The organism is Candidatus Fukatsuia symbiotica (assembly GCF_003122425.1).
In the GTDB taxonomy this organism is placed as follows: Bacteria; Pseudomonadota; Gammaproteobacteria; order Enterobacterales; family Enterobacteriaceae; genus Fukatsuia; species Fukatsuia symbiotica.
The window spans coordinates 325,478-350,830 of sequence record NZ_CP021659.1 but is presented as its reverse complement, the minus strand read 5'-3'; the positions used below and the strand labels follow the sequence as shown (position 1 = coordinate 350,830).

15 protein-coding genes, 1 other RNA gene and 1 pseudogene are annotated in these 25,353 nt (G+C 43.6%); 14 read left to right on the top strand and 3 right to left on the bottom strand.

All coding sequences use genetic code 11. The features are described from left to right. Positions 1 to 101 precede the first annotated feature (101 nt). From CCS41_RS01690 to CCS41_RS01670, 5 genes are all read left to right on the top strand, one after another. Positions 102 to 2,867 (top strand): TcdA/TcdB catalytic glycosyltransferase domain-containing protein, encoded by a 2,766-nt coding sequence (locus CCS41_RS01690; protein WP_119797066.1) that lies wholly within the window; start codon positions 102 to 104, stop codon positions 2,865 to 2,867. Further along, the gene (locus tag CCS41_RS01685) at positions 2,855 to 8,104 is read left to right on the top strand and encodes a hypothetical protein (RefSeq protein ID WP_162859945.1); all 5,250 of its coding nucleotides are present in this window, start codon (positions 2,855 to 2,857) and stop codon (positions 8,102 to 8,104) included. The genes CCS41_RS01690 and CCS41_RS01685 overlap by 13 nt, the downstream gene beginning before the upstream one ends. Positions 8,105 to 8,201: 97 nt before the next feature. Next, positions 8,202 to 12,872 carry a TcdA/TcdB catalytic glycosyltransferase domain-containing protein gene (locus CCS41_RS01680; RefSeq protein ID WP_119797064.1) on the top strand — a complete coding sequence of 1,557 codons (4,671 nt, stop codon included), beginning with the start codon at positions 8,202 to 8,204 and terminating at the stop codon, positions 12,870 to 12,872. A gap of 62 nt (positions 12,873 to 12,934) precedes the next feature. Next, positions 12,935 to 14,218, top strand: a complete 1,284-nt coding sequence (locus CCS41_RS01675) for a hypothetical protein (protein WP_205411447.1) — start codon at positions 12,935 to 12,937, stop codon at positions 14,216 to 14,218. Beyond that, positions 14,164 to 16,368 (top strand): hypothetical protein, encoded by a 2,205-nt coding sequence (locus CCS41_RS01670; protein ID WP_119797062.1) that lies wholly within the window; start codon positions 14,164 to 14,166, stop codon positions 16,366 to 16,368. Before CCS41_RS01675 ends, CCS41_RS01670 begins: the two co-directional genes overlap by 55 nt. 148 nt (positions 16,369 to 16,516) lie before the next feature. On the opposite strand, the gene CCS41_RS01665 is transcribed toward CCS41_RS01670, so the two are convergent. Both CCS41_RS01665 and CCS41_RS01660 read right to left on the bottom strand, forming a co-directional pair. Continuing rightward, on the bottom strand, positions 16,517 to 16,807 hold the full coding sequence (locus tag CCS41_RS01665; RefSeq protein WP_119797061.1) for an RnfH family protein: 291 nt from the start codon (positions 16,805 to 16,807) through the stop codon (positions 16,517 to 16,519). After that, a complete protein-coding gene (locus CCS41_RS01660; RefSeq protein WP_119797060.1) occupies positions 16,800 to 17,237 on the bottom strand; it encodes a type II toxin-antitoxin system RatA family toxin in 438 nt (145 codons plus the stop codon). The genes CCS41_RS01665 and CCS41_RS01660 overlap by 8 nt, the downstream gene beginning before the upstream one ends. A gap of 148 nt (positions 17,238 to 17,385) precedes the next feature. On the opposite strand from CCS41_RS01660, the gene smpB reads away from it, so the two are divergent. From smpB to CCS41_RS17880, 4 genes and pseudogenes are all read left to right on the top strand, one after another. Next, entirely contained in the window at positions 17,386 to 17,868 is a 483-nt protein-coding gene (gene smpB / locus CCS41_RS01655; RefSeq protein WP_119797698.1) for an SsrA-binding protein SmpB, read from the top strand. A 49-nt stretch (positions 17,869 to 17,917) separates the two neighbouring features. Continuing rightward, positions 17,918 to 18,297, top strand: a transfer-messenger RNA (tmRNA) gene (gene ssrA / locus CCS41_RS01650). 195 nt (positions 18,298 to 18,492) lie between these two features. Then, positions 18,493 to 19,736: pseudogene (locus CCS41_RS01645) on the top strand (integrase domain-containing protein). Positions 19,737 to 19,978: 242 nt separating this feature from the next. Then, on the top strand, positions 19,979 to 20,239 hold the full coding sequence (locus CCS41_RS17880; RefSeq protein WP_476727324.1) for a derepression protein: 261 nt from the start codon (positions 19,979 to 19,981) through the stop codon (positions 20,237 to 20,239). Between the two features lie 278 nt (positions 20,240 to 20,517). Here CCS41_RS17880 and CCS41_RS01635 read toward each other — a convergent pair whose 3' ends face one another. Next, the gene (locus tag CCS41_RS01635; protein WP_119797058.1) at positions 20,518 to 20,742 is read right to left on the bottom strand and encodes a helix-turn-helix domain-containing protein; all 225 of its coding nucleotides are present in this window, start codon (positions 20,740 to 20,742) and stop codon (positions 20,518 to 20,520) included. A 10-nt stretch (positions 20,743 to 20,752) separates the two neighbouring features. On the opposite strand from CCS41_RS01635, the gene CCS41_RS01630 reads away from it, so the two are divergent. The 5 genes from CCS41_RS01630 (at position 20,753) to CCS41_RS01605 (ending at position 25,286) form a co-directional block, all read left to right on the top strand. Next, positions 20,753 to 21,154 carry a Cox family DNA-binding protein gene (locus tag CCS41_RS01630; protein WP_240313792.1) on the top strand — a complete coding sequence of 134 codons (402 nt, stop codon included), beginning with the start codon at positions 20,753 to 20,755 and terminating at the stop codon, positions 21,152 to 21,154. Continuing rightward, positions 21,151 to 21,507: a hypothetical protein gene (locus CCS41_RS01625; protein ID WP_119797056.1), complete on the top strand. Its 357-nt coding sequence runs from the start codon at positions 21,151 to 21,153 to the stop codon at positions 21,505 to 21,507. Before CCS41_RS01630 ends, CCS41_RS01625 begins: the two co-directional genes overlap by 4 nt. A gap of 717 nt (positions 21,508 to 22,224) precedes the next feature. After that, positions 22,225 to 22,428, top strand: coding sequence for a phage filamentation protein Fil family protein (locus tag CCS41_RS01615; RefSeq protein ID WP_240313878.1), 204 nt, complete (start codon positions 22,225 to 22,227; stop codon positions 22,426 to 22,428). Next, positions 22,370 to 22,717: a DUF5347 family protein gene (locus tag CCS41_RS01610; RefSeq protein WP_119797054.1), complete on the top strand. Its 348-nt coding sequence runs from the start codon at positions 22,370 to 22,372 to the stop codon at positions 22,715 to 22,717. Before CCS41_RS01615 ends, CCS41_RS01610 begins: the two co-directional genes overlap by 59 nt. Positions 22,718 to 23,198: 481 nt before the next feature. Next, a complete protein-coding gene (locus CCS41_RS01605) occupies positions 23,199 to 25,286 on the top strand; it encodes a replication endonuclease (RefSeq protein ID WP_119797053.1) in 2,088 nt (695 codons plus the stop codon). Positions 25,287 to 25,353 lie beyond the last annotated feature (67 nt).

Sequence of the window (25,353 nt, the reverse complement as noted above, 5' to 3'; positions counted from 1 at the left end):
TTTAGTTAAAGCTAAATTTAAGAAAGGTAGCCTTCAGGGAGCATTATCGAATATTTTTTAACATTAGACTTTTTGCAAAACAACTAAATGGATTATTAACGATGAGCAAAGAAACATTAATACACGAAATACAGAACGTACTCAGTACTGACAAAGCGGTTTTTTATCGAATCGATCAGTTGCTAAAAGAATACCAAGGATCGGGTACTGTCGGCAGAGACCAAGAACTCAGTGTGTTAGCACGTATACAAACTGAGCTGGAAAAACTGTTAATTTATGATTACCACCTGGTTAATCTACAACTGATGTCTAAAATCCGAACCATTTTAGACAAAGTTTTACAAGAAAAACACAGCCGATTAACGCCGGTAGAGAAAAACATCCATTTCGTCTGGATTGGCACGATAGGCTCTGTACAAATCACTTACATGAAAGCCTGGACTTATTACAACCCGGATTATGCCATCAATTTATGGCACGATCCTGACGCATTGCTTGCCGGTGTCCTGCGCAAAAAAATTAAGCTCTACGCAGGCACGCTACTCGGTATTGGTATTGGTAATTTGGGGCCAGACAGCACCGCCTCAACGAGTATTCGAGCGGTCATAGATTTACAAAACGAATTTTACAAAGGTTACCTCCTCGCAAAAAACAGTCCGAATGAAACGTTTGATGACTGTGTTACCCGATTCCTGTGGGACAAAGGGTGGAGTACCCTAGATGAACTAGAGCAAATAAAATCGGAGAATAAGCGTGCTTTCAATCGGGCCGTTGCTGAGCTTAACGCTGCTCAGAGTGTTAGAACGCCCACTCAGCCAAACAAGCCGATTCGTTTACGTGAAATCAACACGGCCCTGTTTCAAAATACAGCAGGAAAAGACTATTACAAATATTACCTTAAAGAGCTGGGTTTAAGGCAAAATCTCGCTTCGGCTTCTGATAAGGCCCGTTACATGATCCTCTATAAAGAGGGCGGTGTTTATCTGGATGCTGACCTATTGCCACATCCTCATGGAGAGGTTTGGCAGAAGATAAAAACAGAACTTCTGGACAATATCAACAAGAAAAAAGCCATCAATGATACTTATCCACAAGATGATCCCATTTATGTGAAAGGGGTATCTTTGCTAGAGTTAGTGGATGTATTCCGATCCCTCTTCTCGAATAAGCTAACCATGTTTGAAACAAACATCTATCGCCGACGTGCTTATGTCGAAATAGTTTTGATGAACAGTCTGTTACGCGCCTGTCATGGTGACGGTCAGCCACCGAAACCAGATTACCAACAGCTGGCCCTGGATATCAATCGAGGAAACTCGGATCCCTTTTTCAACGCTATCCAACCCCTGTTTCCAGAGATCGACCGCATCATCGAGACCCTACCCAAAAAAATGTTGATGGATCCCCTGGGTGAGCTGCGAATACTACGGGATGGCATAGGCTATATGGAGCACCCTTATGTAGAAGGACGGATCACCAACTCTTATCTTCTTGCCCCTAAAAACAGCGCTGCGCTATTGAAAATACTGGATCTGGTTTTTCAAAAAGATACAAAAATAGAAGAGGATCAGATAGATAGGGTCAATGTTTCCAATCCACCCAGCCCACCGCGCCGCTCTTCTAACGAGTACTCCACACTAGATATAAACTTAATGATGTACCGCCATGATGGCTGGATAGATGGCTCAGTAGCCACCGTCTACAGTTCGGGGCCAAGGATCATCACCGCCTGGTTAACCGATTATGTCACCCAGCATCCCGAATTGGCCGCGTATTTTGAGGTGTTTAAACAGCAATTTTTTGTTTTTTCAAACATCAGTAGAAATACCGAAGAGGATATGAAGTCTACTTGGATTGGATCGGCAATGATAAGTCGGAATAACTACTACGAAAAGCCTTCCATCTATAAAAGTCAGCTGATTATACAATTTGATAGTGACCCCTCAACTGAAGCTGCAGCACGTTGGCTGTATAACAAGCGCAGAGAGAACAGTCTATGGGTGAAAATAATTCGTAATGGTGGGCGTATCGCTCTTCATTGCCACATCCCAACGAATTTTAAATTTTACGATAACGGTGCTGAGGAAAAAGCCCGTATCCTGCTGATTGGGCGTGGTGAAAACGGGCAATTGAATGGTCTTAACGGCGATAAAATAGCGGAAGGAATCGTAAAGGTACTCGCCAGCCCGGAAGTCAAGCCCTATATCGATGCACGCATTTCGTTTACGGACCAATCCACAAATGTGATCTCACGGATTAGTGTCGTCGCCAGTGGCATCGAATCCTTTGACACAGAGGCATCAGACATCCGCTCTGGCACCTCTGTCTCCCTCAATCATGGATTTACTTATCAGCTACTGACACAGCTGCGGCAAGCCGGCCTGGTGATCCAGGGAGGAATTTCTATACGTGATGCTATGATCGGTGTTGATACGGTGGGACGAAAATGGACGGGGAATTGGGATACATTGAGCAAAAAAATTCTTTGGCACTCTGCTCAATCCGCTTATAAATGGATCGGTGTGTTAGACCCTGCGGATAAAACCGTCAAGTTTACTAAAGTCGTATTGGGAAAAGACCTCCTAACACAAATACGTCCCTGGATAGACATCAATAAGCACGGCAGGTTTGGCCTTTTTAGCCGCTACGCATTTAGAGATGGACTCATTCCATCCAAAATGAGTGATACTTTTAATGAAGACGATTTTGCCCTGTTTACTGATAAATTCGATCATGCTGTTGGGCACCGCGTTCTTATGGCAGATGTCATGGCGTTGTTTTCTGGCATGAAAAAAAAAGAATTGCCCGGGGGAAGAAAGTTCGTTCAGCTATTGTCGACGAACGCGCTGATCAATTGCGTATACTGAGAGATGTTCTACAACAGGTGACGTTTAACGAGCGACAGGATCAATGGTTGACCTGGCTTGCCTCTTCTAGACTGGTAGAAGAAAAAACGCAACAAAAACTGCGACAATTGCTAACCGACAATCCACATTACTATGCTCAGCTAAGAGCATCGGCAGATGAAGAATTGTTTGATTTTTATTATGTTGATTTCGCCCAAAAAAATGCCTACTACCCGATCATCAATCACCTGGGGACTGAATCCCAGAATATTATATTGATTTATCTGGGTAATCTGGGAAAACGTCTGCAAGCCCTGATGAAAAAAATAGCGCAACCTGGATCACTCGTCTCAACCTCATCATTGGATTTTTTTCAAGAAAACATCTTAAAATTAAGCAGTGAGCAAACACACTTGGTTTATTCTGTTTGGAAAACCGGTCAAGGCACGGTTTCTACGGCCATTTTCCAAGCAAATGTAATCGAGATCGCCGCTGATTTACCGCCAATGATCCCGCGAGAAAAAACCTTGCTTCTTGCCGGATCATATCTTAACAGTGCCTTCCTTTTTGAAAATCTAACAGAAGAAATTGCCCTTCTAGGTCGCTCAGTTCCAGCAGATTCTCTGGCTTTATTGCAAAAAATCACGCCGGTGAATGGTCAAAATAAATCGAAAGTCCCCTTTTTGCATCCCAACACGGGCGTGATGACGGAGGTTGAAACCAACAAAAACGCCTTCAGACAAGCACGGGATAGCCTGGAAAAAAATTACCTCATCCCTTGGCCTGATAACAGTTTAATGATGTTTTCAGAAAAGGGGTATTCATATAAAAAGGCGGTCGATCTTTCAAGCTGGGTGTTTAATAAAATCTTTGTAGCACATTTTCTTATCGAGCAAATCAAAGCGGGTAAAGGTTTGTTCGCTCAGCCTGAGACACAAGGTCTCCCCGATGGATTAAGACAAACTCTGGTGCTACAACATTATGTCGGCATCATGGGGATGACCAATGATCTGGTCGATGACGCCGCCAGATTGTCTTATTTCACGGCGAGCAAGGTTTTGAACAGACAAACGGTGGTGTTTTCTTTACGTAAGATGGCCTATCTTTCTTCAGAGCTCCTCGCAAGCACGACGACCACCCATCGTTACGCGGTGTTAGCCAAAGGGATCCTGGAAAAAAACCAGATCCAGTACGCACTGAAAAAATTCACTACCAATATCAGCAAAACCGCTATGGGCTTAGGGCTGGCGTTCAGTGCCATCGATGTGGCATTGACGACCGAGGCTTTTTTAAATGCCCCGGATAACGATTCACAAATGATCCTCGGTACACAATTGGGTTTTAGTGTGCTAGGTTTCGGCATACAGCTGGGTGCTATCGGGCTGGCATTAACCGGTGCGACAAGCATGGCGCTGGCGCTTGGCGTACTGGCTTTGGTTGTTGCCGTGACCGGTGTATTGGTCGTCTTGCTGTTGGAATCTTTTCAGAAAGAAGCCAATGAAGTTAAGACTTGCGCTTTATTTCTCAAAACGCTGAAAGAGAGCCGTGAGACAGGCTACCTACTGAAGAATGGCTGCTTTGTTCATGAAGGTACCGCGTGTATCCGCGGGCTGGAATTAGGTACTGACTGCAAGATTATTTTTGGATCACAACGATACCAGGCGTATCGGAGCACTTCATCAGGCAGTTCTCATGCTAAATTTGAGAGATTAAATGTATTAAAGGAATTTAAGAGTTCTGGTGTCGCTCTCACCGCACTGCCATCCGGCAATGATACCGGTGAAGTGTTAAATCATAACCTCGTTTTGCCTTGTATTGCGCGGACTGACTACGATTTTTCTTATACAATGAGTGGATCTAGAACCATAGACGATGAATCCGATGCAACCTTTGCTAGCCTCAGGGCGCTGGCCAGGAATCACGAAGATTTTGTCTTTTCTCATAGCAAAATCGTCACCGGCCTTGCACAGGTGACCTATCTTCATCGTGAAATAAAAGCGATCACAGCCAGCAGAAGGCCCACCAACATCAGGGTGAGGATTAACCCACTGTTTCAACAGCAATGGGCACTGCATTTCCCCTGGATAGAAAATAAAGAGGACTACAACGAAGAACACGCGATTTTTAAAACAGAAAACCCCGATTGGCAGACAATGGAATATGAAGAGTTCAAGGAAAAAGTCAAAGTACAGGAGCAGCTATTTCGAGAGGAAATTATCAATAATGCCCGTAAGATCACTTACCATATTGACAACGCTGCAAACACTCAACAAATCCTGGTTTTGCCGCCCCCTGACTTTCCGCTAACATTGTGGCTACGAGGAAGTAACTGGTTGATTAGTGCCCTTAACTTGGGAACAATAGCACCACTCAGAAGGGAAAGCGATCAATTACAGATTGGTAGACACAAAATCTACGTAGCGCTTGTCGCCGATCAAAACATTCGGATCCAGTATTTGATCCATCGAAAAGCAACCCTGATCCAGCGTATTACCGTTAGCGAAATGAATATTGTTTCGCTAGTCTTTGATGCCGCCGACTGCCCCGAAAACAGCATAAAAAGAGAGATTGAGCTTTTATATCAGAGTCAAAAAAACGCCTACAACGATTTTTCTGGGCTACAACATCTGTTGATCAAAAATTACCACGAAGGTGATTACCATGGGAATGCGCATTATCTGATTAAAAATAAAAAACTGGTCTTCGCTCCGGTACTGGCTCCCTTTAAATTTGCCACTGAATATGCTCAATTCCTCGTCGAGGAAGCCAATCAGGCTTTTTTCTATGCCAACCTTGATCTACATGCTGAATCTATTGCAATGGCAACTTCAGGCAGGATCAATCATCCTTTTCAGCCAACTTTCTGGATCACACATTGCGGACTGTCTCGATTGGAGTTCATCAATTATTCTTTTCTTCCCTTCTTTTCTTCATCGACAAGGTTACAGATCAAGACAGAGATAGTAGAAGAGCAAGGGCAATTGATGCTGATAGAACGCTACAAAAAAAGCAACTCATCGGTAGAGATACAGTACGCGATTAATATCAATTTTGCTGCCAATCAGCCTTTATTGTTGAGAAAAATCCAGTTTAGCCAAGATATCTTCAGCATTTCCCGTGTCGGTGAATGGTTCTCAGGATCCTCACAGACTACTCTGGAACAACTGCAAGCTCTCCTTTGTACCACACTACTGGGCAACCATACGTCGATATCTGCAGGCAAGATCTATGCTGATGAAATGGTTTATATCACCAACACCGAGAACACAAAAGAGTATTGGTGGAGCCGATCATGCGGGATACTCACCTCGATCACTCTGCCGACAGGGAAACAGGAAAAGATCAAACCAATATGGAGCGGAAGAACCGATTATCAACGGGCCAGCTTTTGGACGCCCGTGGGCGATGAAAATGCACAGGGGCTGAAAAAACTTTATGTAAAACGTAACACTGAACCTCATATCGATTATACCATCGATTATACCAAACTGGGTCTCCTTAAACACAGCGGACACACGCTGGAACGGCTCTATGTTGAAGATGCGCAAGGGAATACTTACGCTCTCGATGTTTCTGGGCGAGCATATTTATCACGTATAGGCAGCGCCTGGTTGAACACGCATAGAAACGATCTCCCTGCCGCTTTTGAGGCGTTATTTGCCAGCAACAGTGATGAAGTAGAAGAACGTTTTCATCTTCCCGTGCTCAGCGTAGAAGGATTTCTATGTACCGAAAGAGGGGACGCTGCTGCATACGATACGCATCCATTAAAAACCTGGTATGACAAGCGCTTAAAAAGATTTTATTTCTACCAACCGGTTGATGGACAAAAGCCGGATTACCTCAGTGACGATGCTCAGCGTAAAGCTGCACTGTGGGATACACGTGACAAAGCTCTGCTTCAGGTAGGCAGTATGAGCATTGGTAGGGCACAAACCTTCAACCTCGTGATCCCGATAAACAGGCTGCCACCTGCAAAACGGATGATGAGTCATGTACAGAAAGCCTGGAAAAATGAAGGGTTACTCTATCTGCAAAACGGCAAGTTGCTCTTTACTTCTGATTTTACACAATCTCCCCATGATTTTTCTTTGCACGGTATTACCGAAGAATACCTTGCGCCCTATTTACTGTCTTACCAATTAACACAGGCCTTAAAAGAAGAATTTTTCACCCTTTTCAATAGTCGCACCTACAGCTACCATCACTACAGCAGTTGGCAAACCCGCCTTGCCGATACGTCTTCTGGTGTGCCAGACCTGTCTGCGATTAATTTCGCCAAACGAAAAGCACAACTACGGAAAATTTTGATAGATAAAATAGTCACAAAAACACCTCAAGAGGAATCTATTGCGCCTAGACATATGTGGGCTTTTTTAGCGGCATATCTTGTCAATTTCCTGCCACAAGAACAGCTCCGTACTCGCGACTTGCAAAAAATGATTGGAGAAGCCTTCACGACCATTCAAAGTCGTGTTGTACGTATTTCACTGCATCAAAAAAAATGCCTACAATTTGGACAATATGGATGGTATGACAGCCAGGCGGCGGTGTTATTTATCATGCCGAGAGAAAAAAACGAGCGGGTCAACTGTCAATATTTGTCGATGAGCCGAGATGGAAACAGCCTCTATGTCAGTGCCGAAGAACAAAAGGTGTATAAACTGGCAGCATTACAAGAGTGGACCACAACGCACGATTGGCCTGCCGCATCGCAACCCGTGGTCACACCTCTGTTTATCAAACGTCTCGGCGATGAGCTGATCTTTATTGAAAAAGTTTCCCCTTCATCTGAACGCCAGGAAATAATACCTTTTTCTGCTGATTTTCTCTCAGACATGCCGGAGATAAAAACCCTGTATCCGGGGCGAAAATCTGCAACCCTGCCTATCAAGATGCAGGATTGGTCAGAGATCCATGTTGTCATTCGGGCTAAGGGCAGAGGGCGGGGAGAAAGTGTGAATTTGCTTATCAACAAAAATCAATTAGCTGAATACAAGGTGCAACGAGAGGGGAGCGATCTATGGATTTTTCGCGGTAGAAGAAAATTCGCACTCTGTGTTACTGACGTATTGGATTCAGATCCTATGCCTGAAGATATCACTCTGAAGGTAGCCACAAAGGTGAGCGAAGTGACAGTGACACTGGGTCAACTGGTCGAAAAATACAACAATAAACCCAATCAGCTGGAGACATTTTATGATGAAGTCATTCATCCCACCTATCTCCTGGATGATCTCTTAACTGATTTTATCTAGGTATCCTAAAAACCTAAAAAATAGCTTGTCAATAAAAGAATTAACCGGCAAATTGGACGGAATGAATGGATACTCAATTAAAGGGATTAATTGAATCATGGACAAAGAAACATTAATACGTGAAATACAGGATGTACTCGGTATTGACGCTCCTATTTTTTACAAAATCAAGCTATTACTTAATGAATACCAAAGGCTAAGCATTACCGGCGATGTCCAAGAACTCTGCCTGTTGGCACGTATACAAACCGAGCTGGAATTACTTTTAATCGGTGGGAACAAATTCGCTGACCCGCCTTCGAGGCCAAAGATTCAAACCGCTTTAAACCACGTGTTACAAAAAAAACAGCACCTATTAACGCCGGTAGAGAAAAAAATCCATTTCGTTTGGATTGGCACGCTCGGTTCTTTTCAGATCGCTTACATGAAAACCTGGGCTTATTACAACCCTGATTACGAAATCCAGCTATGGCACGATCCTCACGCCTTACTCTCCGGCATCCTGCGCCAAAAAATTAAGCTCTACGCGGGGACACTACAGGGGATCGGTAATGACATCGACATTGAAAGCACGGCCTCGATCCATGTTAGAGCCATTATCGATTTACAAAACGAATTTTATAAAGATTATTTCCTCCCCGGAATGCGTCAACAGCAAACTTTTGATGACTGCGCTACGCAATTTTTGTTGGCTAAAGGATGGAGTACGACCGATCAACTAGACGAAATAAAGTCGACACATGCGTACTCTTTCGATCAGGCCATCAATGCGCTCAACGTCGCCCGAAGCCGTGCAACTCAAGCTCAGCCAAAAATGCCGATTCGTTTGGTCGAGATCAATGCTACCCTGTTTCAGAACACGGCCAAAAAAGATTATTACAAATATTACCTCAAAGAACTTGGCTTACGCCAAAACTCGGCTTCTGCTTCTGACAAAGTCCGTTACATGATCCTTTACAAAGAAGGCGGCATTTATCTTGATGTTGACCTTTTACCGCATCCAGATAACAGGCTCTGGCAAAAGATAAAAACAGATTTATTTGACAACATCAGCAAAAGAAAAATTATCAATGATCATTATCCACAGAATGAGTTCTCTTACATGAGAGGCGTATTCTGGTTCTATTTAGCCGATGTGCTGGAATCGATCTTCACGGGTAAAGCGCTCGCTCTTGAAGAAAACACCTATCACCGACAGGCTTATGTGGAAATGATGTTGATGAACAGCCTGCTACGTGCCTGTAATGATGACAGTCTGTTACCTCTGCCAAGTTATCAGCAACTTGCCCTGGACATTAATCAGGGCAATCAGGATCCCTTTTTTAAAACCGTCCAGCTCCTATCACCAGAGATTAATCACATTGTCGAGTCCCTGTCAAAAGACAGCTTGATGATCCCTCTGGGTGAGTTACACGTGTTGCCCGATGGAATAGGCTATATAAAGCATCCTTATGTAGAAGGTGAGATAACCAACTCCTGTCTATTTGCATCGAAAGATAGCCTCGCGATGTTGGAGATACTTAATATCGTTTTGCAAAGGGATATAAAAATAGAACTACACCAGATAGATCGGCTCGATGTTTCCCGTCCACCTGGCCCATCATCCGACAAATATTCCACGTTAGATATCAATTTAATGATGTACCGCTATGATGGCTGGATAGAGGGTGCAGTCGCGACCGTCTATAGTTCGGGGCCCAAAATTATCGTCGCCTGGTTAGCTGAGTATGAAAAGAAGTTTAGTGCCAGTCATCCCGAGTTAACAGCCTATTTTGAGGTGTTTAAGCAACAGTTTTTTGTTTTTACACACATCAGTTACAACACCGAAGAAAATTTGCAATCGACCTGGATCGGATCGGCGATGATGAGTCGAGATCACTATTACGAAAAACCTTCCCGCTATCAAAGTCAGCTCATTATACAATTTGATAATCAGCCATCCACGGAAGCAGCGGCACATTGGCTGTATAACAAACGTAAAGAGATCAGCATTTGGGTAAAAATAGTACAGTCAGGTCGTCAAGAACGCATCATGATCAATGGCACCATTCCACAAGGTTTTCAGTTTTATGATAATCAGGCGGATAAAAAAGCCCGTATTTTGCTGATTGGGCAGGGTTATAACAAGCAATTAAGCGGCCTTAGCGGCGAAGATGTCGCTCAAAAAATAATCAATGTATTGGCAAGTCAGGTGCTAAAAAATTGTATCGATCGGAATCTGGTACCGGGTGATCAAACCCCAGATGTTATCTCACGCATCCACGTGGTAGCCAGTGATATCGAACCCGTTAAAAGCCATAGTCCAAGCTCAAGTAACGGCTGGAACTCTTCACTCAGTCGTGGATTTACTTATCAACTGCTGGCACATCTGCGTAAATCACGCATTGAAATCTATGAAGGCGTGGCTGTGTGTGATGCCATCATCGGTGTCGATGTTGTTGGACGTAAATGGGTAGGAAGTTGGGACGTGCTGAGCGAAAAAATTCTCTGGCGCTCCTCTCAAGAGGCTTATAAGTGGGTTGGTGTTTTGACCCCCTCAGGCAATGCAGTAAAATTTGGAAAAACCCTGTTGGAAAAAGATATCTTGACCCAGATACGCCCTTGGATCGACATCAATAAGCACGGCAGATTTGGTCTTTTCAGTGTATATGCCTTCAGTGATGGGTTACTTCCGGCCAAAATGAGTGATCTTTTTTGTGAACCGGATTTTATCCACCTTACCGATCAATTCGGTAACATTGCTGGGCACCGTATTCTTATGGCAGATGTGTCTGCACTGTTTTCTGGCATGAAAAGAGGGGAGCTTTCTGGCGGGATAAAAATCCGGACTGCTATTGTCGACGATCGCGCTGATCAGCTGCGCATACTAAGAGATATTCTTCGACAAGTGATTTTCAACGAAAAACCAGAGCAATGGCTTGCATGGTTGGCGTCTTCCAATCTGGTTCTGGATAAAACGCAACAACGGCTGCAAACACTGTTAATAAGCCACCCAGAGTACTATGCCTCTCTTAAAACATCAGTAGATGAAGATCTGTTTGATTTTTACTATATGGATTTAGCACAAAAAAACGCCTATTACCCCATCATCAATTACCTGGGTTCTGAGGCTAAAAATATTAAAGTGATTTATTTGGGGTATATGGAGAGACGTCTCTCTATCCTGTTCAAAAAGAAAGTATTCGACACCCCCATCCCAGATTCATCATTAGAATATTTTGAAGAGAATGTGTTAAAACTGAGTGGTGATCACACCTTCTTTATCTATTACACCGCACAGAATACAAATAAAAAATCGACAGGCATCGAAGTCTTTCAATCAGATTTACGTAATATAGCTTCAGAGTTAACACCCGTTACCGGCCGAAAAAAAACAATCCCCTTGGCGGAATCTTATCTCAACAGTGCTCTGATCTTTGAAAATTTGACTAAAGAAATCGCCCTCCTGGGTCGTGCTGTTCCCGAAGGTTCTCTGGTTCTCTTACAAAAAGTCACGCCGGTTAGCGGTCGGAACACATTTAGAGTACCTTTCTTGAACCCCAAAACAGGTGTGCTGATAGAGATTGAGACCGAGCAAACGATTTTTAAACAGGTCCGCGATTCTTTGGAAAAAAGTTACCGCATACCCCTCTCCAATGAAGACAATCTGGCACTGGCAGTGAATCACTATCACAGTAGGGTGGCACTGGATCTCTCGAGCTGGCTTTTCAATAAAATTTTCGTAGCCCGCTTTCTCATTGAGCAGATAAAATCCGGCAAAGGCCTGTTTGCTATGCCTGACACGCGTGGGCTGCCTAATAAATTCGGGCAATCTCTCGCATTACAGCATTATGTCGGTGTCGTCGGAATGGCGAGTGATCTACTCGATGATGCTGCCAGACTGTCTTACTTTACATTGAGCAGGGTAGTGAGTGTACAGGCAGTAGAATTTTCTTTACACAGGATAGCCTATTTTTCTGCAGAGCTGCTCTCGGGCACGACAGAAACCAGCCGGTATGCGTTTCTGATTAAAGGTATTTTGCAGAAAGACCATATCCAGCATGTGGTGAAAAAACTGGTGAACGGTATCAGCAAAACCTTTATGGGGTTGGGGCTTATCCTCAGTGCCACAGATATCGTATTGACGACCAGCGCGTTGTTAAATGCGCCTAATAGCGATGCACAAATGATCCTCGGCATACAACTGGGTTTCAGTGTGCTGGGTTTTGGCTTGCAGTTATTCGCGATAGGTGCGGCATTACTCGGTGCCACCAGCTTGGCGCTGGCGCTAGGTACCGCTGTTTTGGTGGTGGCGATAATCGGTGTAGTGATTATTTTTCTGCTGGAGCATTTCCAACAGAAAATCAATACGATTAAAGCCAGCGCGCAATTTTTCAAAAACCTTAAGAAGAGCTGGAAGCAGGGCTATGTATTGAAACAGGGCTGCTTCATCCATGAGGGACCTGCCAGTATTACCTTGCTCGAGTTAGGAGTATTGGGGAGGGCTTTCCGCATCGCATTCGGAACACAAAGATACCAAGCATATGGCAGTACCTTCATCGGTGGTATACAAAGTGAACTCAGAAAATTAAACGTATTAAAGCCTTTTCATCGTGCTGATGTCTCTGTCACCGAGCTACCACCCAATAACGAGCAAGATGATATCTTGACACATAACCTGGTTTTGCCTTGTGTGGCGCAGACCGATTATGATTTTTCTTATGATCGTGGTGTGGCTAAAATAGAGGAGTATGGATCCAGTGAAGCCTTTGCCCCCTTAGAGAACTAGAGAAAGAGAATAAAGATTTTGTTTTTTTTCATAAACGGCATATCAACGATGTACCACGAGGGATGGCGCGATCGATCTATTATGAGATGCAAGAAATTATACCTACGAAAAAATTGACCAACATCTGGGTGACGATTTCTGAAAATCAATTTGTACAAAATCAATGGGCATTGCATTTTCCTTGGGCAAAAACCAAGGAAGATTACAGCCAGGAATACACCGTTTTTAAAAAAGAAAATCCGGATTGGGAAAAATTTGGATCGGGATATGAACAATTTAAAGAAAAAATAACAGCAACAGAGCAAGCTTTTCGGCAAGACATCATCGATAACGCCAGTGAAATTACCTACCACATGGATAACACTTCAAATTTGTGCCAAATCTTGGTACTGCCACCTGTTGCCTTTCCATTAAAATTGCACTTACAAGGAGGAAACTGGCTTATTAGCGCCCTTACCCTGGGAGTGATAACGTTACCTAGCAGAAAAAATACTCAACTACAGATCGGCGGACATGAAATCGAGCTTATGCTCACTGCGGACGAAAGCATACAGATTCAATGCCTGATCCATGAAAAAGTGACCCTAATCCAGAATATTACCGCAAGCGAGATGAATATCGCTTCAATCGTTTTCGATGCCAGCGAGTCGCCCGCAAACAGCCTAAAAGCAGAGCTTAATCTTTTATATGAACAGCAGATAAAAACGCTCTCAGACGCTGACAGGTTACCATCCTTATTGATTAAAAATTATCAGGCAGAAACTTACCAGGGGAATGCCCATTATGTGACTAAAAATGGAGCCATACTGTGGGTACCGGCCTTCGCTGCTTTTAAATTCTCTATCGCTTGCGCGCGATTATTAACCATTGAAGCAGAAAAGGTTTTTTTCTATGCCCACATTGATTTGAATACGCAAACAAACGGGAAACTGAAAACCAGAGAGTCCCCTTTTCAGCCTACTTTCTGGATTACACATAGCCGATCTTCTCTATTGGAGTTCGTCAATTATTCTTTTCTTCCTCTCTTTACCTCATCGACCGGATTAAAAATCAGGGTCAAAATTACGCAAGTAGGGGAGCAACTGACACTGATAGAACATTTCAAAAAAGGGGCTTCATCGGTAGCAGTGCATTACGCAATTAATATCACTCCTACCGCCCACAACCCGCTGTTGTTGCGAAAAATTCAATGCAGCAGCGATATTTTCAGTGTTTTAGTACAAAACGAATTATTTTTTGGCGAGCGATCTTCACAAACCCCCTTAAGCAGTTGCGAGGTCTGCTGTGTACCATGTTGCTGGACATTTATTTGCTGGATGATTATCCCGATAACCATAACCCATTGAACAAAAAATCGTCTGGTGGAAAGATCTACGCCGATGAAATTATTCAAATTACTGACAATGAGAATACTGAGGCGTATTGGTGGAGCCGATCATGCGGTATCCTCGCTCCAATAACGCTGCCGACCGGCAAACAGGAAAAAATCAAGCCAATATGGAGCGGCAGAAATGATTATCAAAGGGTTAGCTTTTGGATGTCCACGGGCAATCAGACTCCCGTAGACAACGAAAATGAAGAGGGCAAGCTCTATATAAAACACGACACAGAGCCTTATATCGATTACAGCAAATTGGGTCTACTCAAACATGTCGGACATACGCCTGAACGGCTTTATACTGAAGACACTCAGGGCAATATTTATGCCATCGATGTTTCTGGACGCGCGTATTTATCGACTATAGGTAGCAGATGGCTAACAAATCATCAAGATGATCTCTCAACCGCCTTTACCGCCTTTACCGCCTTACTGGCGCTCAATGATAATGAAGCAGACGAACGTTTTCATCTTCCCGTGCTGGGTATCGAAGGATTTTTATGCGGAGTTTCTACACACAATACGAAGTCCTTACAAACCTGGTATGAGACGCACTTAAAAAGATTTTATTTCTATTACTCATCCCACGGACAGAAATTACACTACCTCACCCATGACACACAGGAAAAAGCCGCATTTTGGGATCCGCATAACAAAAATCTCCTTTATATCAGCAGTATAGCCCTTGATGAAGTACAAACATTCAACCCTGTGATCCCTGAAAACAGACTGCCACCTGTAGAGATTGTCCTGTATGGTGTACAAAAAGCATGGAAAAATGAGGAATTACTTTATCTAGAAAATAATCAACTGATCTTTTTTTCCGATTTTAAACAATCGCCCTATCACTTTTCTCTACAGGGCATCGCTGAGGGATACATCTCACCCTATTTACTGTCTTATCAACTAGCGAGTGCCTTGAAAAAAGAGTTTTACAGGGTCTTCAGTGATGAAAATCGTGCTTATCCCTGTGATCACTACGCGATTTGGCAAACCCATATTCCCAATACACCTCCTGGCGCGCAAGATTTATTCACGATCAATTTTACTGAAAGAAAAACGCAAATATGGAAAATGCTAATAGAAAAAATAGTTAAAAGAACACCAGAATGTCTATCGGTTACGCCAAAAAATATGTGGTCTTTTTTAGCCGCACACCTTGCTCAGCTTCTGCCGAAAGCACGACTCCATGTTGACGACATAAACAACATGATAAGAGAGGCCTTCATTGCGATCCGTAAAAGTGGGGCCTGTAATATTGAATTAAAGCCCAAAAGACTTCTGAGATTTAGCCAATATGGATGGTATAACACACAGTTATCAGCACTTTTCATGATACCAAAAGAGAGAGATAAACACGTTGACTATCAGTATTTGGGGCTGAGCCGAGATGGATACCACAGCTATGTCAGCGCTGAAGAAAAGAGAGTGTATAAAATATCGGGGTTACAAGAGTGGGAAATGGCGGAAGACTGGCCTGCTGGATGGCAAAAAATAGCAGATCTTCTCTGTATTAAACGCTTTGGTGATGAGCTGATTTATATTGAGAAAAAAAGTACGCTATCTGGGCTGCAAAAAAACCTGGCTTTTTCTGCTTATTTTCTTGCCGACATCAAAGAGATAAAAACTCTGTATCCACGGCAAAAATCTGCCACACTCCTCATCCAATTACAGAATTGGTCAGCAATCACTTTCGTCATTCAGGCCCATAATAGGGCATTTGAAGAAGATGTTGAGTTAATTATCGAAAAAGAAGATTTGGGTACTTATAAGGTACAAAGAGAAGAACAAGATCTATGGATTTTCCAAACTCAAAGAAAATTCGCTCTGTGTGTTTCTAACGTATTGAACACAGAGCCTGTGCCTGAAGACATCGATTTGAAGGTAGTCAATGAGAGTATCACGATGACAATTCCTTTGAGTCAACTTATTGAAAAATATAACCATCAAGCTGATCAACCGGAGACATTTTATGATGAAGTAGTTTATCCTATCTATATTTTAAGCGACCTTCTCAACAGCCCCCCTAAAAACCTGTTCGAAATCTCTTGTGCTCGCCGTGTTTTGGTCAAGTCATTCGTCAAAAACGCGCTCAAAATGCTCATTTACTCTATGTAAACTGCGCTTTTTCTCGCGTTTTTTCCTCGTCTGAGCATCGCTCAAGAAGATTTGGAACAGGTTCTAAGGATCCTCAGCGAGGGCGAGCAAAACCCCTCGCTATTAATATACTTTTTAATCAGAAGAGAATTGACTTGTTTAGCACTGATTAGCGGTTCTTTTGTGCTTTATCCGCTCGCTGCCGCCGCCATTCTTTAGGATCCGCGATCAATGGGCGATAAATTTCAACACGGTCGCCATCATTAATGACATCGCCCAGCTTTGCTGGTCGACCATAAAGCCCCACTTTGTTGTGTTCTAAATCAATATCAGAACGCAACTGAAGTAACTTTGAAGCTACGATCGCCTGTAGAACCGTGCTCCCTTGAGCAAGTAGCAACGTACGGATATATTGGCGTTCAGGTAATGCATACACTACCTCAACACGGATTTCAGGCACAGTAAACCTCTTTCGCCCGTTGTGTAAAAGCTTGCACCATATTTCCCGCTAATTCTTTAAAAAAAAAACCGCCAAATGCTAGCTCAATCAAGGCATTAGTGAATTCAAAATCAAGATGAAACTCTACTTTACAGGCCTCGGGGCTTAAAGGTGTAAAATGCCAGCCTCCCAAAAGCTTACGGAAAGGACCATCGACCAATTCCATATTGATACTCTGGTTATCCATAAGTGTATTACGTGTAGTAAACGTTTTGCTTATCCCTGCTTTAGCGACTTCTACGGCAGCTGTCACCTCACGTTCACTGGCACCGATCACACGGCTACTAACGCAACCGGGTAAAAACTCGGGATAAGAGGGCACATCGTTCACTAATTTGTACATTTGTTCTGCACTAAATGGCACTAATTCAGCGCAATTAATTTGTGGCATAACATCTCCGGTAGGATCCAAAACTGCTAAATAATATCATTAATCCGCTAACAGACAAAAAACCGATAGATATCCTGATATAAAATACACCAACATCCAGTGGGAAATCATTTCATTCATCAACACATACAGTATAATGACCAACATTATGATAAAGAAAAAAACATACAAACCCGGTTCTGCAACCATCGCACAAAATCGGCGCGCGCGACATGATTACTTCATTGAAGAAGAATTTGAAGCAGGGCTGTCTCTGCAAGGTTGGGAGGTTAAGTCCTTACGTGCAGGTAAAGCCAATATCAGTGATAGCTACGTGATATTAAAAAACGGTGAAGCTCACCTTTTGGGTGCAACCATTACACCACTGAGTGTTGCTTCCACGCACGTCGTCTGTGATCCAACACGAACCAGGAAACTGCTGCTTAACAAACGCGAACTTGATTCCCTGTTCGGACGCATTAATCGCGAAGGTTATACCGTGGTAGCCCTTTCCATGTATTGGAAAAATGCGTGGAGCAAAATAAAGATTGGTGTTGCCAAAGGTAAAAAAGATCACGATAAACGAGATACGATCAAAGATCGTGAATGGCGTGTAGACAAGGCGCGAATTATGAAAAATGCGAACCGTTAAGTCGCTGGCTTAACAACGTGGAGTTCTGTTATACTTGACTGAGTTCTTTGGGGCTGATTCTGGATTCGACGAGATTAGCGAACCCCAAGGTGCATGCCGAGGCGCGGTGGCCTCGTAAAAAACCGCAAAAAAATAGTTGCAAACGACGCAATACACGAACCTGCTGCTATGGCAGCTTGATCAGCTTAAAAAACTGAAGGTTTCCTCTCTCCCTAGCCTCCGCTCTTAGGACGGGGATCAAGAGAGGTCAAATTTAAAAGAGATCGCGTGGATGCCTTGCTTGGGGTTGAAGCGTTAAACTTAATCAAGCTAGTTTGTTAGTGGCGTGTCCATCCGCAGCTAACCGGTGAATGTAATGACTGGACTAAGCATGTAGTGCCGACGGCGTAGTAATTTCGGACGGGGGTTCAAATCCCCCCAGCTCCACCAAATAAACTATCGGTAGTCACCAGAAAGTACCGGTAAACCAAGAAAAACCCGCACTCTACCTAGGTTTGCGGGTTTTTTATTGCCTGTTGTCTTTCGGTGTGGCATGGTTATACCCTGTTTCTTTAGGACTACATGAGGGACTCTATTCTCTAGTCCTTAAAATAGGTAGTCCCATAGTCCTTAAAGGGTGATGATATGGCACTACAGGCGAAGCCCCTAACGAATACCGAAGTGAAAGCGGCAAGGGCAACCAACAAAGATTTATCTTTACACGATGGTGGTGGATTACTGCTATTTGTTAAAACATCCGGCGTTAAAACATGGCGTTTTCGCTACTATCACCCCGTTAGCAAAAAAAGAACGACGGTCACTTTTGGCAATTATCCCGCACTCTCACTGGCTGAAGCCAGGCAGAAACGAGAGGCAGCAAAAGCACTGTTGGTAAAAAAGATTGATCCACAAGAGTACCAACGAACAGCATTAGCCAGTGAGCAAGAGGCTAGAATTAATACCTTGGAGAAAAGGTTGCGGCTGATTAGTTTAAAATCAAGCAATCCAGTATCACGGAAAACTATGCACGTGACATATGGCGATCACTTGAACGTGATATTTTTCCTGCCATTGGACATATCGGGATACAGGAGATTAAAGCACGCACGCTTATTGCTGCTTTGGAGCCAGTCAAGGCCAAAGGTGTTTTGGAAACCGTAAAAAGATTAACCCAACGGTTAAATGAAATCATGATTTTCGCCGTTAATTGCGGGGTAATTGATGCCAACCCTGCAGGCGGTATCGGTAAAGCCTTTGAAAAACCGAAAAAGAAAAATATGCCCGCATTGACACCAAAGGAATTACCTGAGTTTATGCAAGCACTGTCGGTTGCCAGTATAGAATTACAGACCCGATTACTGATCGAGTGGCAATTGCTGACGGTAACCCGACCGTCCGAAGCTGTGGGTGCCATGTGGTCAGAAATCAATTACGACTTGCAGGAATGGCGGATCCCTGCCGAACGGATGAAAATGAGGCGTGATCATATTATCCACCTGTCATCTCAAGCACTGGCTGTACTCGACGCCATGAAACCGATTAGCGCTCATAGAAACTATTTATTTCCAAGTAGAAAAAATGTACTTCAACCCATGAACAGTCAGACGGCCAACGCCGCCATTAAGCGCATGGGGTACGGCGGGCGATTAGTTGCGCACGGGATGCGATCCATTGCCAGTACCGCATTGAATGAGCAGGAATTTAATCCTGATGTTATCGAGGCAGTGTTGGCACATACCGGTAAGGATTCAGTCCGTAACGCTTATAACCGCAGCACCTATTTGGAACAACGTAGAGTATTGATGGACTGGTGGGGTGAGTTCGTTGAACAAGCTGCAACAGGGAAATTTACTGCCGCCGAAGGAGTGAGAGGATTACGAATTAAATAATAACAAGATGGAATAAGGAAAAATAGTCAAAGCATGATGTTGCCACCAGACGTTTACGTTAATTTCTGTAGACCCCTTCTCTTTCATGCATAAAATACTGGCCTCAAATATTAACTGACACTTTTCGATGTGTGTTTCATATTATTAAATAGACCTCTTCGGAAACTATAGCAGGCGCCGTATCAGTTGATTATGAAAATCAGAAATAACATATTGATATTAATTAATATTTATTAACAAAAGTGATCACGTTACATGGCGCCTGCTATAGTTTCCGAAGAGGTCTAATGAAAAAGGCACAAATGAGTATTGAAAGCTATCACAAATTAAATCGTTCAAGAAGTTTATTAAACTTCCTGCGATTAGACTTAATACATCAAGAAATCAATGGGATATATCAACTTTATCTCCCTCACTTATTTACTTATATCGCAGATGACATTTGTTTTGTACTCAATGAATTACAGAATAACGGTTTCTGTGATGATTGTCTCAAAAAATAATCGAATGGGTTTTTACCTGCTCAGACTGAGCTTAATGGCTACACGTTATTGATACCGTTTTCTATGATAGCTAGTCTGAGTAGGTATAAATTTTTGAAACACAACAATATTATCTTTCTTGTTGAATATCTGCGGGATATACATTCAGCAACTCCATTTGGCCTCATACCTACTTTCTAGCAATTCATTTCTTGACTAATCTCATCGATATATCCAAAACCAGTTGTGCAATATGCACGATAAAACTTCTATCTATTCAATAAAATAAACGCGCAAAATTAATCCATTTTTCTGTCTGGACGGCTAAATTTTTCATCTTCTTGCTTATAGTGTGCGAGAGCGGGTGCTATTTGCCCGAATTCGGGAGCAATTTTCCCAGTCATAAACCACAATGCGTATTTTTCGAACCGTGGATGATTGAGGATTTTTGTTACCACATCAATGTTAGGTGTTGTCTTTCCCGACTCATAACGCCAGAGCGCATCCCGGTTTATGCCAAGCATAAACGTATCTATGAATCATAAGCATCAACTTATACTCCAATATGGCAAACAAGAGGTTAACATGCCAGAACTGCAACTAGAACATCTATTCAAAATCCCAGATGGGATTACTGTATCTGAATTTGCCCGTCGTACTGGAAAAACCGAAACATCAGTACGCCATATGATGGATCGCCGCCTTTTACCTATGGTTACTGAGCGTGAAATTATCGGTGCCACTGGCAGCAGTCGTCGTATTTACATTCTGTGGAATGAATGGTTAGAAATGGTACATATGGCGACAATTAGCCGTCCTGTGGAGTCTTATGGCTGGAAACATACATGGATTAAGCGTGCACAAAAGCTTGGACTCGTGGGAGATCTGGGGCTACTAACAGCAGTAGCACATACAACGGTAAGTGAAAACACATGATCTACACCCCAACCCCAATCAGTCGCCACTCACAGGAATACCGTGGATTTACCCTTGTCTTCCTGCAGAAAACAGTGGCTCAACCGATTACCTGTTATCACCTGTGGTTAGGTGATCAGTCGTTTGGCAAGGTGGATACGCTGGCACAAGCAACAGATTACATCGATCAGTTACATCAGACGAAGAAAATAGAGCGGAATGATAATAATGAGTTATTCAACAGAACTACTGATATCAATCACGATTATTCTCGCTGTGATGGTCTACGGTGCCATGCGTATTATGATGGCAATCCATACATACCGAAAGAAACACGCAAAATTAACCGGTTGGCAGCAATTTCTCATGCATGAAGCAGAAATTAAATGCAAAACGCGTCATGCCCTTTAAATCAAAGCGTAAAGCCTTCCCCTAAATTAGCATTATGAAGAGGTTTTATTTATTACAGGAATAAGTGATGAATTTTAAAATACACACTGTGTTTTAACGCTATTTCGAGATAACATTTATGACAATTAAGCTATTTCCTGTCACTTTACCTTCTAAGGTGCAACGGGGATATTACAAAGTCTATGGTGCAATGGGAGTATATATGTTTGGGAAGTGCTTTATTATAATGCACAAGCTTAAATACCATCACGATAGAACTGAAAATATTCTCCTGAAATTCATATTTTTCTATCTTTATCTATTTTTTAGGCAGTGCGGTCATTTCTTTTTCATGCTAAGAATAAAATCTTTTCAAATTGAATGCAGAGATTTTAATGTCTTCGTAGAGAGTACCAAGGGCGATTAAATGAGATGCGAATGTTAATCGCACTTTGCGTTTTATTGTTAAACATCAACCTATTTTCCTTGTTGTGGTGGGAGGTTATGCCGGCGTCATCTTTGGTAGAGCAGAAGCCGGCATAAAAATAGTACCACACAAACCCGCGCCGGACGGGGTAAACATTCCGGCACTTCTTTCACTTAATGGAGATGGCACCATGTTAATAAAAACCTGCACATCCGTAGCCGTATTGCCAGATAACCCGTTGCACATTACGCATCGCCGTCATCGCCGTGGCTGGCTGGAGACCCCTGATGGTCGCCATGTTCAGCCTAATGCGCAGGATGTACAATTTATTAAAGGAATGAGTACACCCGTCATCAATAAACCACGCCGCCGTTGGTTTTGCACATTTGATGGGGATTTTTGCTTAATAAGGAGGGGTTATGGCGAATACAGGGCCAGCACGTGTCGTCCCGCTGAATTTAGAACAGCGTCAATGTAGTCTTAAGCACATCGCGTTATTATGGGGGTTATTTCCTGACGCAAAATATAAAGGGGTTATTCCCGCGCTGATCACTGAAATGCAAGAAACCGATCCGCAAATGAAAGGGGCTTTGTATTATTTGGCCGGTATTGAAAAGAAAAAGCATGCGTTGGCATTTAAACAGTTATCTCCAGAAGAACAGATGAATATTATTGACGCGATTATTCGCTTACGTGCCGTTATCAGTTTATTGCCTGACAGGGTGACGTATATTGATTGTGATCCGCTGCCGAACAAGACGGAATAACACCATCCCTTCATTTTTAAAATGAACAGACGCGTTATTGTGTCGGTATTCCTGTCATCTAAATAAGGACGTATTATGAGCCTGTATATCGATAACGATTATGTTATCAGCCCATAATAACTCACGGTTTATTTTATATAAAAAGAAAATCTATTTTAATTCGTCAAAAAAGGCCATCAAAAATTATCTTGAATTCTTGGCGTGTTATTCATCCTTCCCCGCGTTCATTGAGAGTCTGATCCGCCATCATGGGTTGAGGGTAGACAATCAGATTATGGAAGACTGGCATAATGCAATACAACACATCTTTAGAACGTGCCACGAGGTGTTTAAACCTGTCCCGCTATTAGATCCAGATGAATACGAAATAGGGCCAGGAATAAAACGCAGATTATTACTGCCTAATCGCATAACGTATATCGAGCATTATCGACTTCCTGATTAACGCCATTAATTCATACCTGAAATAAATAAACACGTGATGACGTGGGAACCGTTTTATTCAAAAACAAGGCCGTTACCGATGACCCTCTATTCAGAAGAAATCCCTATCCCCGCACCGCGTTCTCTCAATCCTGCCCCCTGTCACATTTTTTCTCCGTTAATGTGGGAGCGCGAGCAATTGCCTGCCATCCTGGAACCGAGGATAGAAGCCTATTGGCAACGTCAGGTGGCGCAAGCCAATCATCTTGCTCATCTCGATCACATAAAACGGAAGTGGCAGGCTGATCCCGAATTAGCAATACAAGCAGATTTACGCCGTCAGCCGAAATTTATCCAGCAGCCGTTGCAGCAGCGCCTGGATTATCTGCGTCGTGAGGGCGGTGAAGCAAGAGCCAAAACCTTTTTATTGGAGGTGATTAAGCCAGTCTTGCACCGTCTTGAAACCGTGCGTAAAAAGCAGAGGACGGAGGATTATCAGCGTGTTACCTACTATCCTGCGCTACGCGTGTTATTGGATTTACCGACACTGATGCAAAAGGAAGTAAAGAATGTGGCAGCGAGGGTGGCAGGACATATGGAACTGTTTTTCTGTGCCTGCGCCGAGGTGTTACCGGATGATAATACGGATCCGGATAAAATATTGCGACTTTATCAGCGTGTGGCCGCGGAAGCTAAACGGTTTTCTATTACACCCCCGCATTGGCACAGTTTGCGTGAGCATATCCAGCACCGTGGCAAAATGCCTTATCATCTGATCCCTGGCGCACTGGCACGGCTGTGTTGTGCTGACTGGTGGGCACGTAAACTGTGGCGGTTGCGTTGTGAATGGCGTGAGGAGCAATACCGTGCCATTTGTTTGGTGCATAAACAAGCTTCTGCCTATGTCAGCTATGATGCCTTGACCCGTAAGCGTGAGCAGGATCGCCGTGCACGGGAATTTATCCGCTCACATGAACTGGTGAATGAGGACGGGGTGACGCTGGACATGGAAAAGGTGGTTAACGCGAGTACCAGCAATCCTCACTTACGTCATCTGGAAATGATGACCACCGCCAGAGGTCTGGAAAATCTGGCAGAACAGCGTGGCGATTATGCGATGTTTTATACCCTTACCTGTCCGTCGCGCTATCACGCTACCTTATCCTGCGGTAAACCTAATCCCAAATGGGCGACCCATACGGTACGTGAAAGCAGTGATTATCTGGTCGCTCTGTTTGCGGGTGTGCGCAAAAAGATGAACAAAATGGGGCTGCGCTGGTACGGCGTGCGGGTAGCAGAGCCTCATCATGATGGTACCGTGCATTGGCATTTGCTGTGTTTTATGGCGAGAAAAGATCGGGTCGCCATTACCGCGGTGTTACGTGAATTTGCGATCCGTAGCGATCGTGAGGAGCTAGGAAAAAATATCAAACCACGCTTTGATGTCAAGCCGGTGCTGAAGAGTAAAGGCACACCCACCAGTTATCTGGCGAAATATATCAGCAAAAATATGGATAGCACGGTACTAAAAAACGCCATTGATAAGGCCACCGGTGAGCCGTTACTGAGTATTGAGACCGGTAAGCCCCTTAATGAATCGGTTGAACATGCCGTGGCCTGGGCAAGTTTGCATCGGGTACGACAATTTCAGTTTTTTGGCATTCCTTCACGCCAGACGTACCGTGAATTACGTTTACTGGCCGGTCAGTTGCAGCGCAAATCAACATCGAAAAAAAGTGGGCAGTTGCTGGATGATAAGCCGATGGATGAGGTGCTAGCGGCTGCCGATGCCGGTTGTATGGCGACCTATATTGTCAAGCAAGGCGGGGTGTTTATCCCGCGTAAAGAGCATACTGTACGCACGGCGTATATCGAATGTGAAGCGCCCAATGCCTACGGTGAGCAGGGAGTGAAAATTTACGGGGTGTGGTCGCCCCGGCTGGGCATGGCGTCACGGATTTGTACCCATGTGGATACGTGGAAAAAGGTGCGTAAGGCGAAAAGTGATAAGCAGCCTGTTCATCCTGTTAATCAGGCAGAAAGTGATCTGGGGTTAGGTGTTGCCCTTCAGGACGGGGTTACCGTCCCTTGGACTCGGACTCGGACTCGGACTCGGACTCGTGGCAATAACTGTCCCCTTGCGTGAAAAATAATCAAAAATAAAAAGCGAGGGAAAGAGGCGGTTCCGATGAGGATTTGAGGAGTTTTGGGAA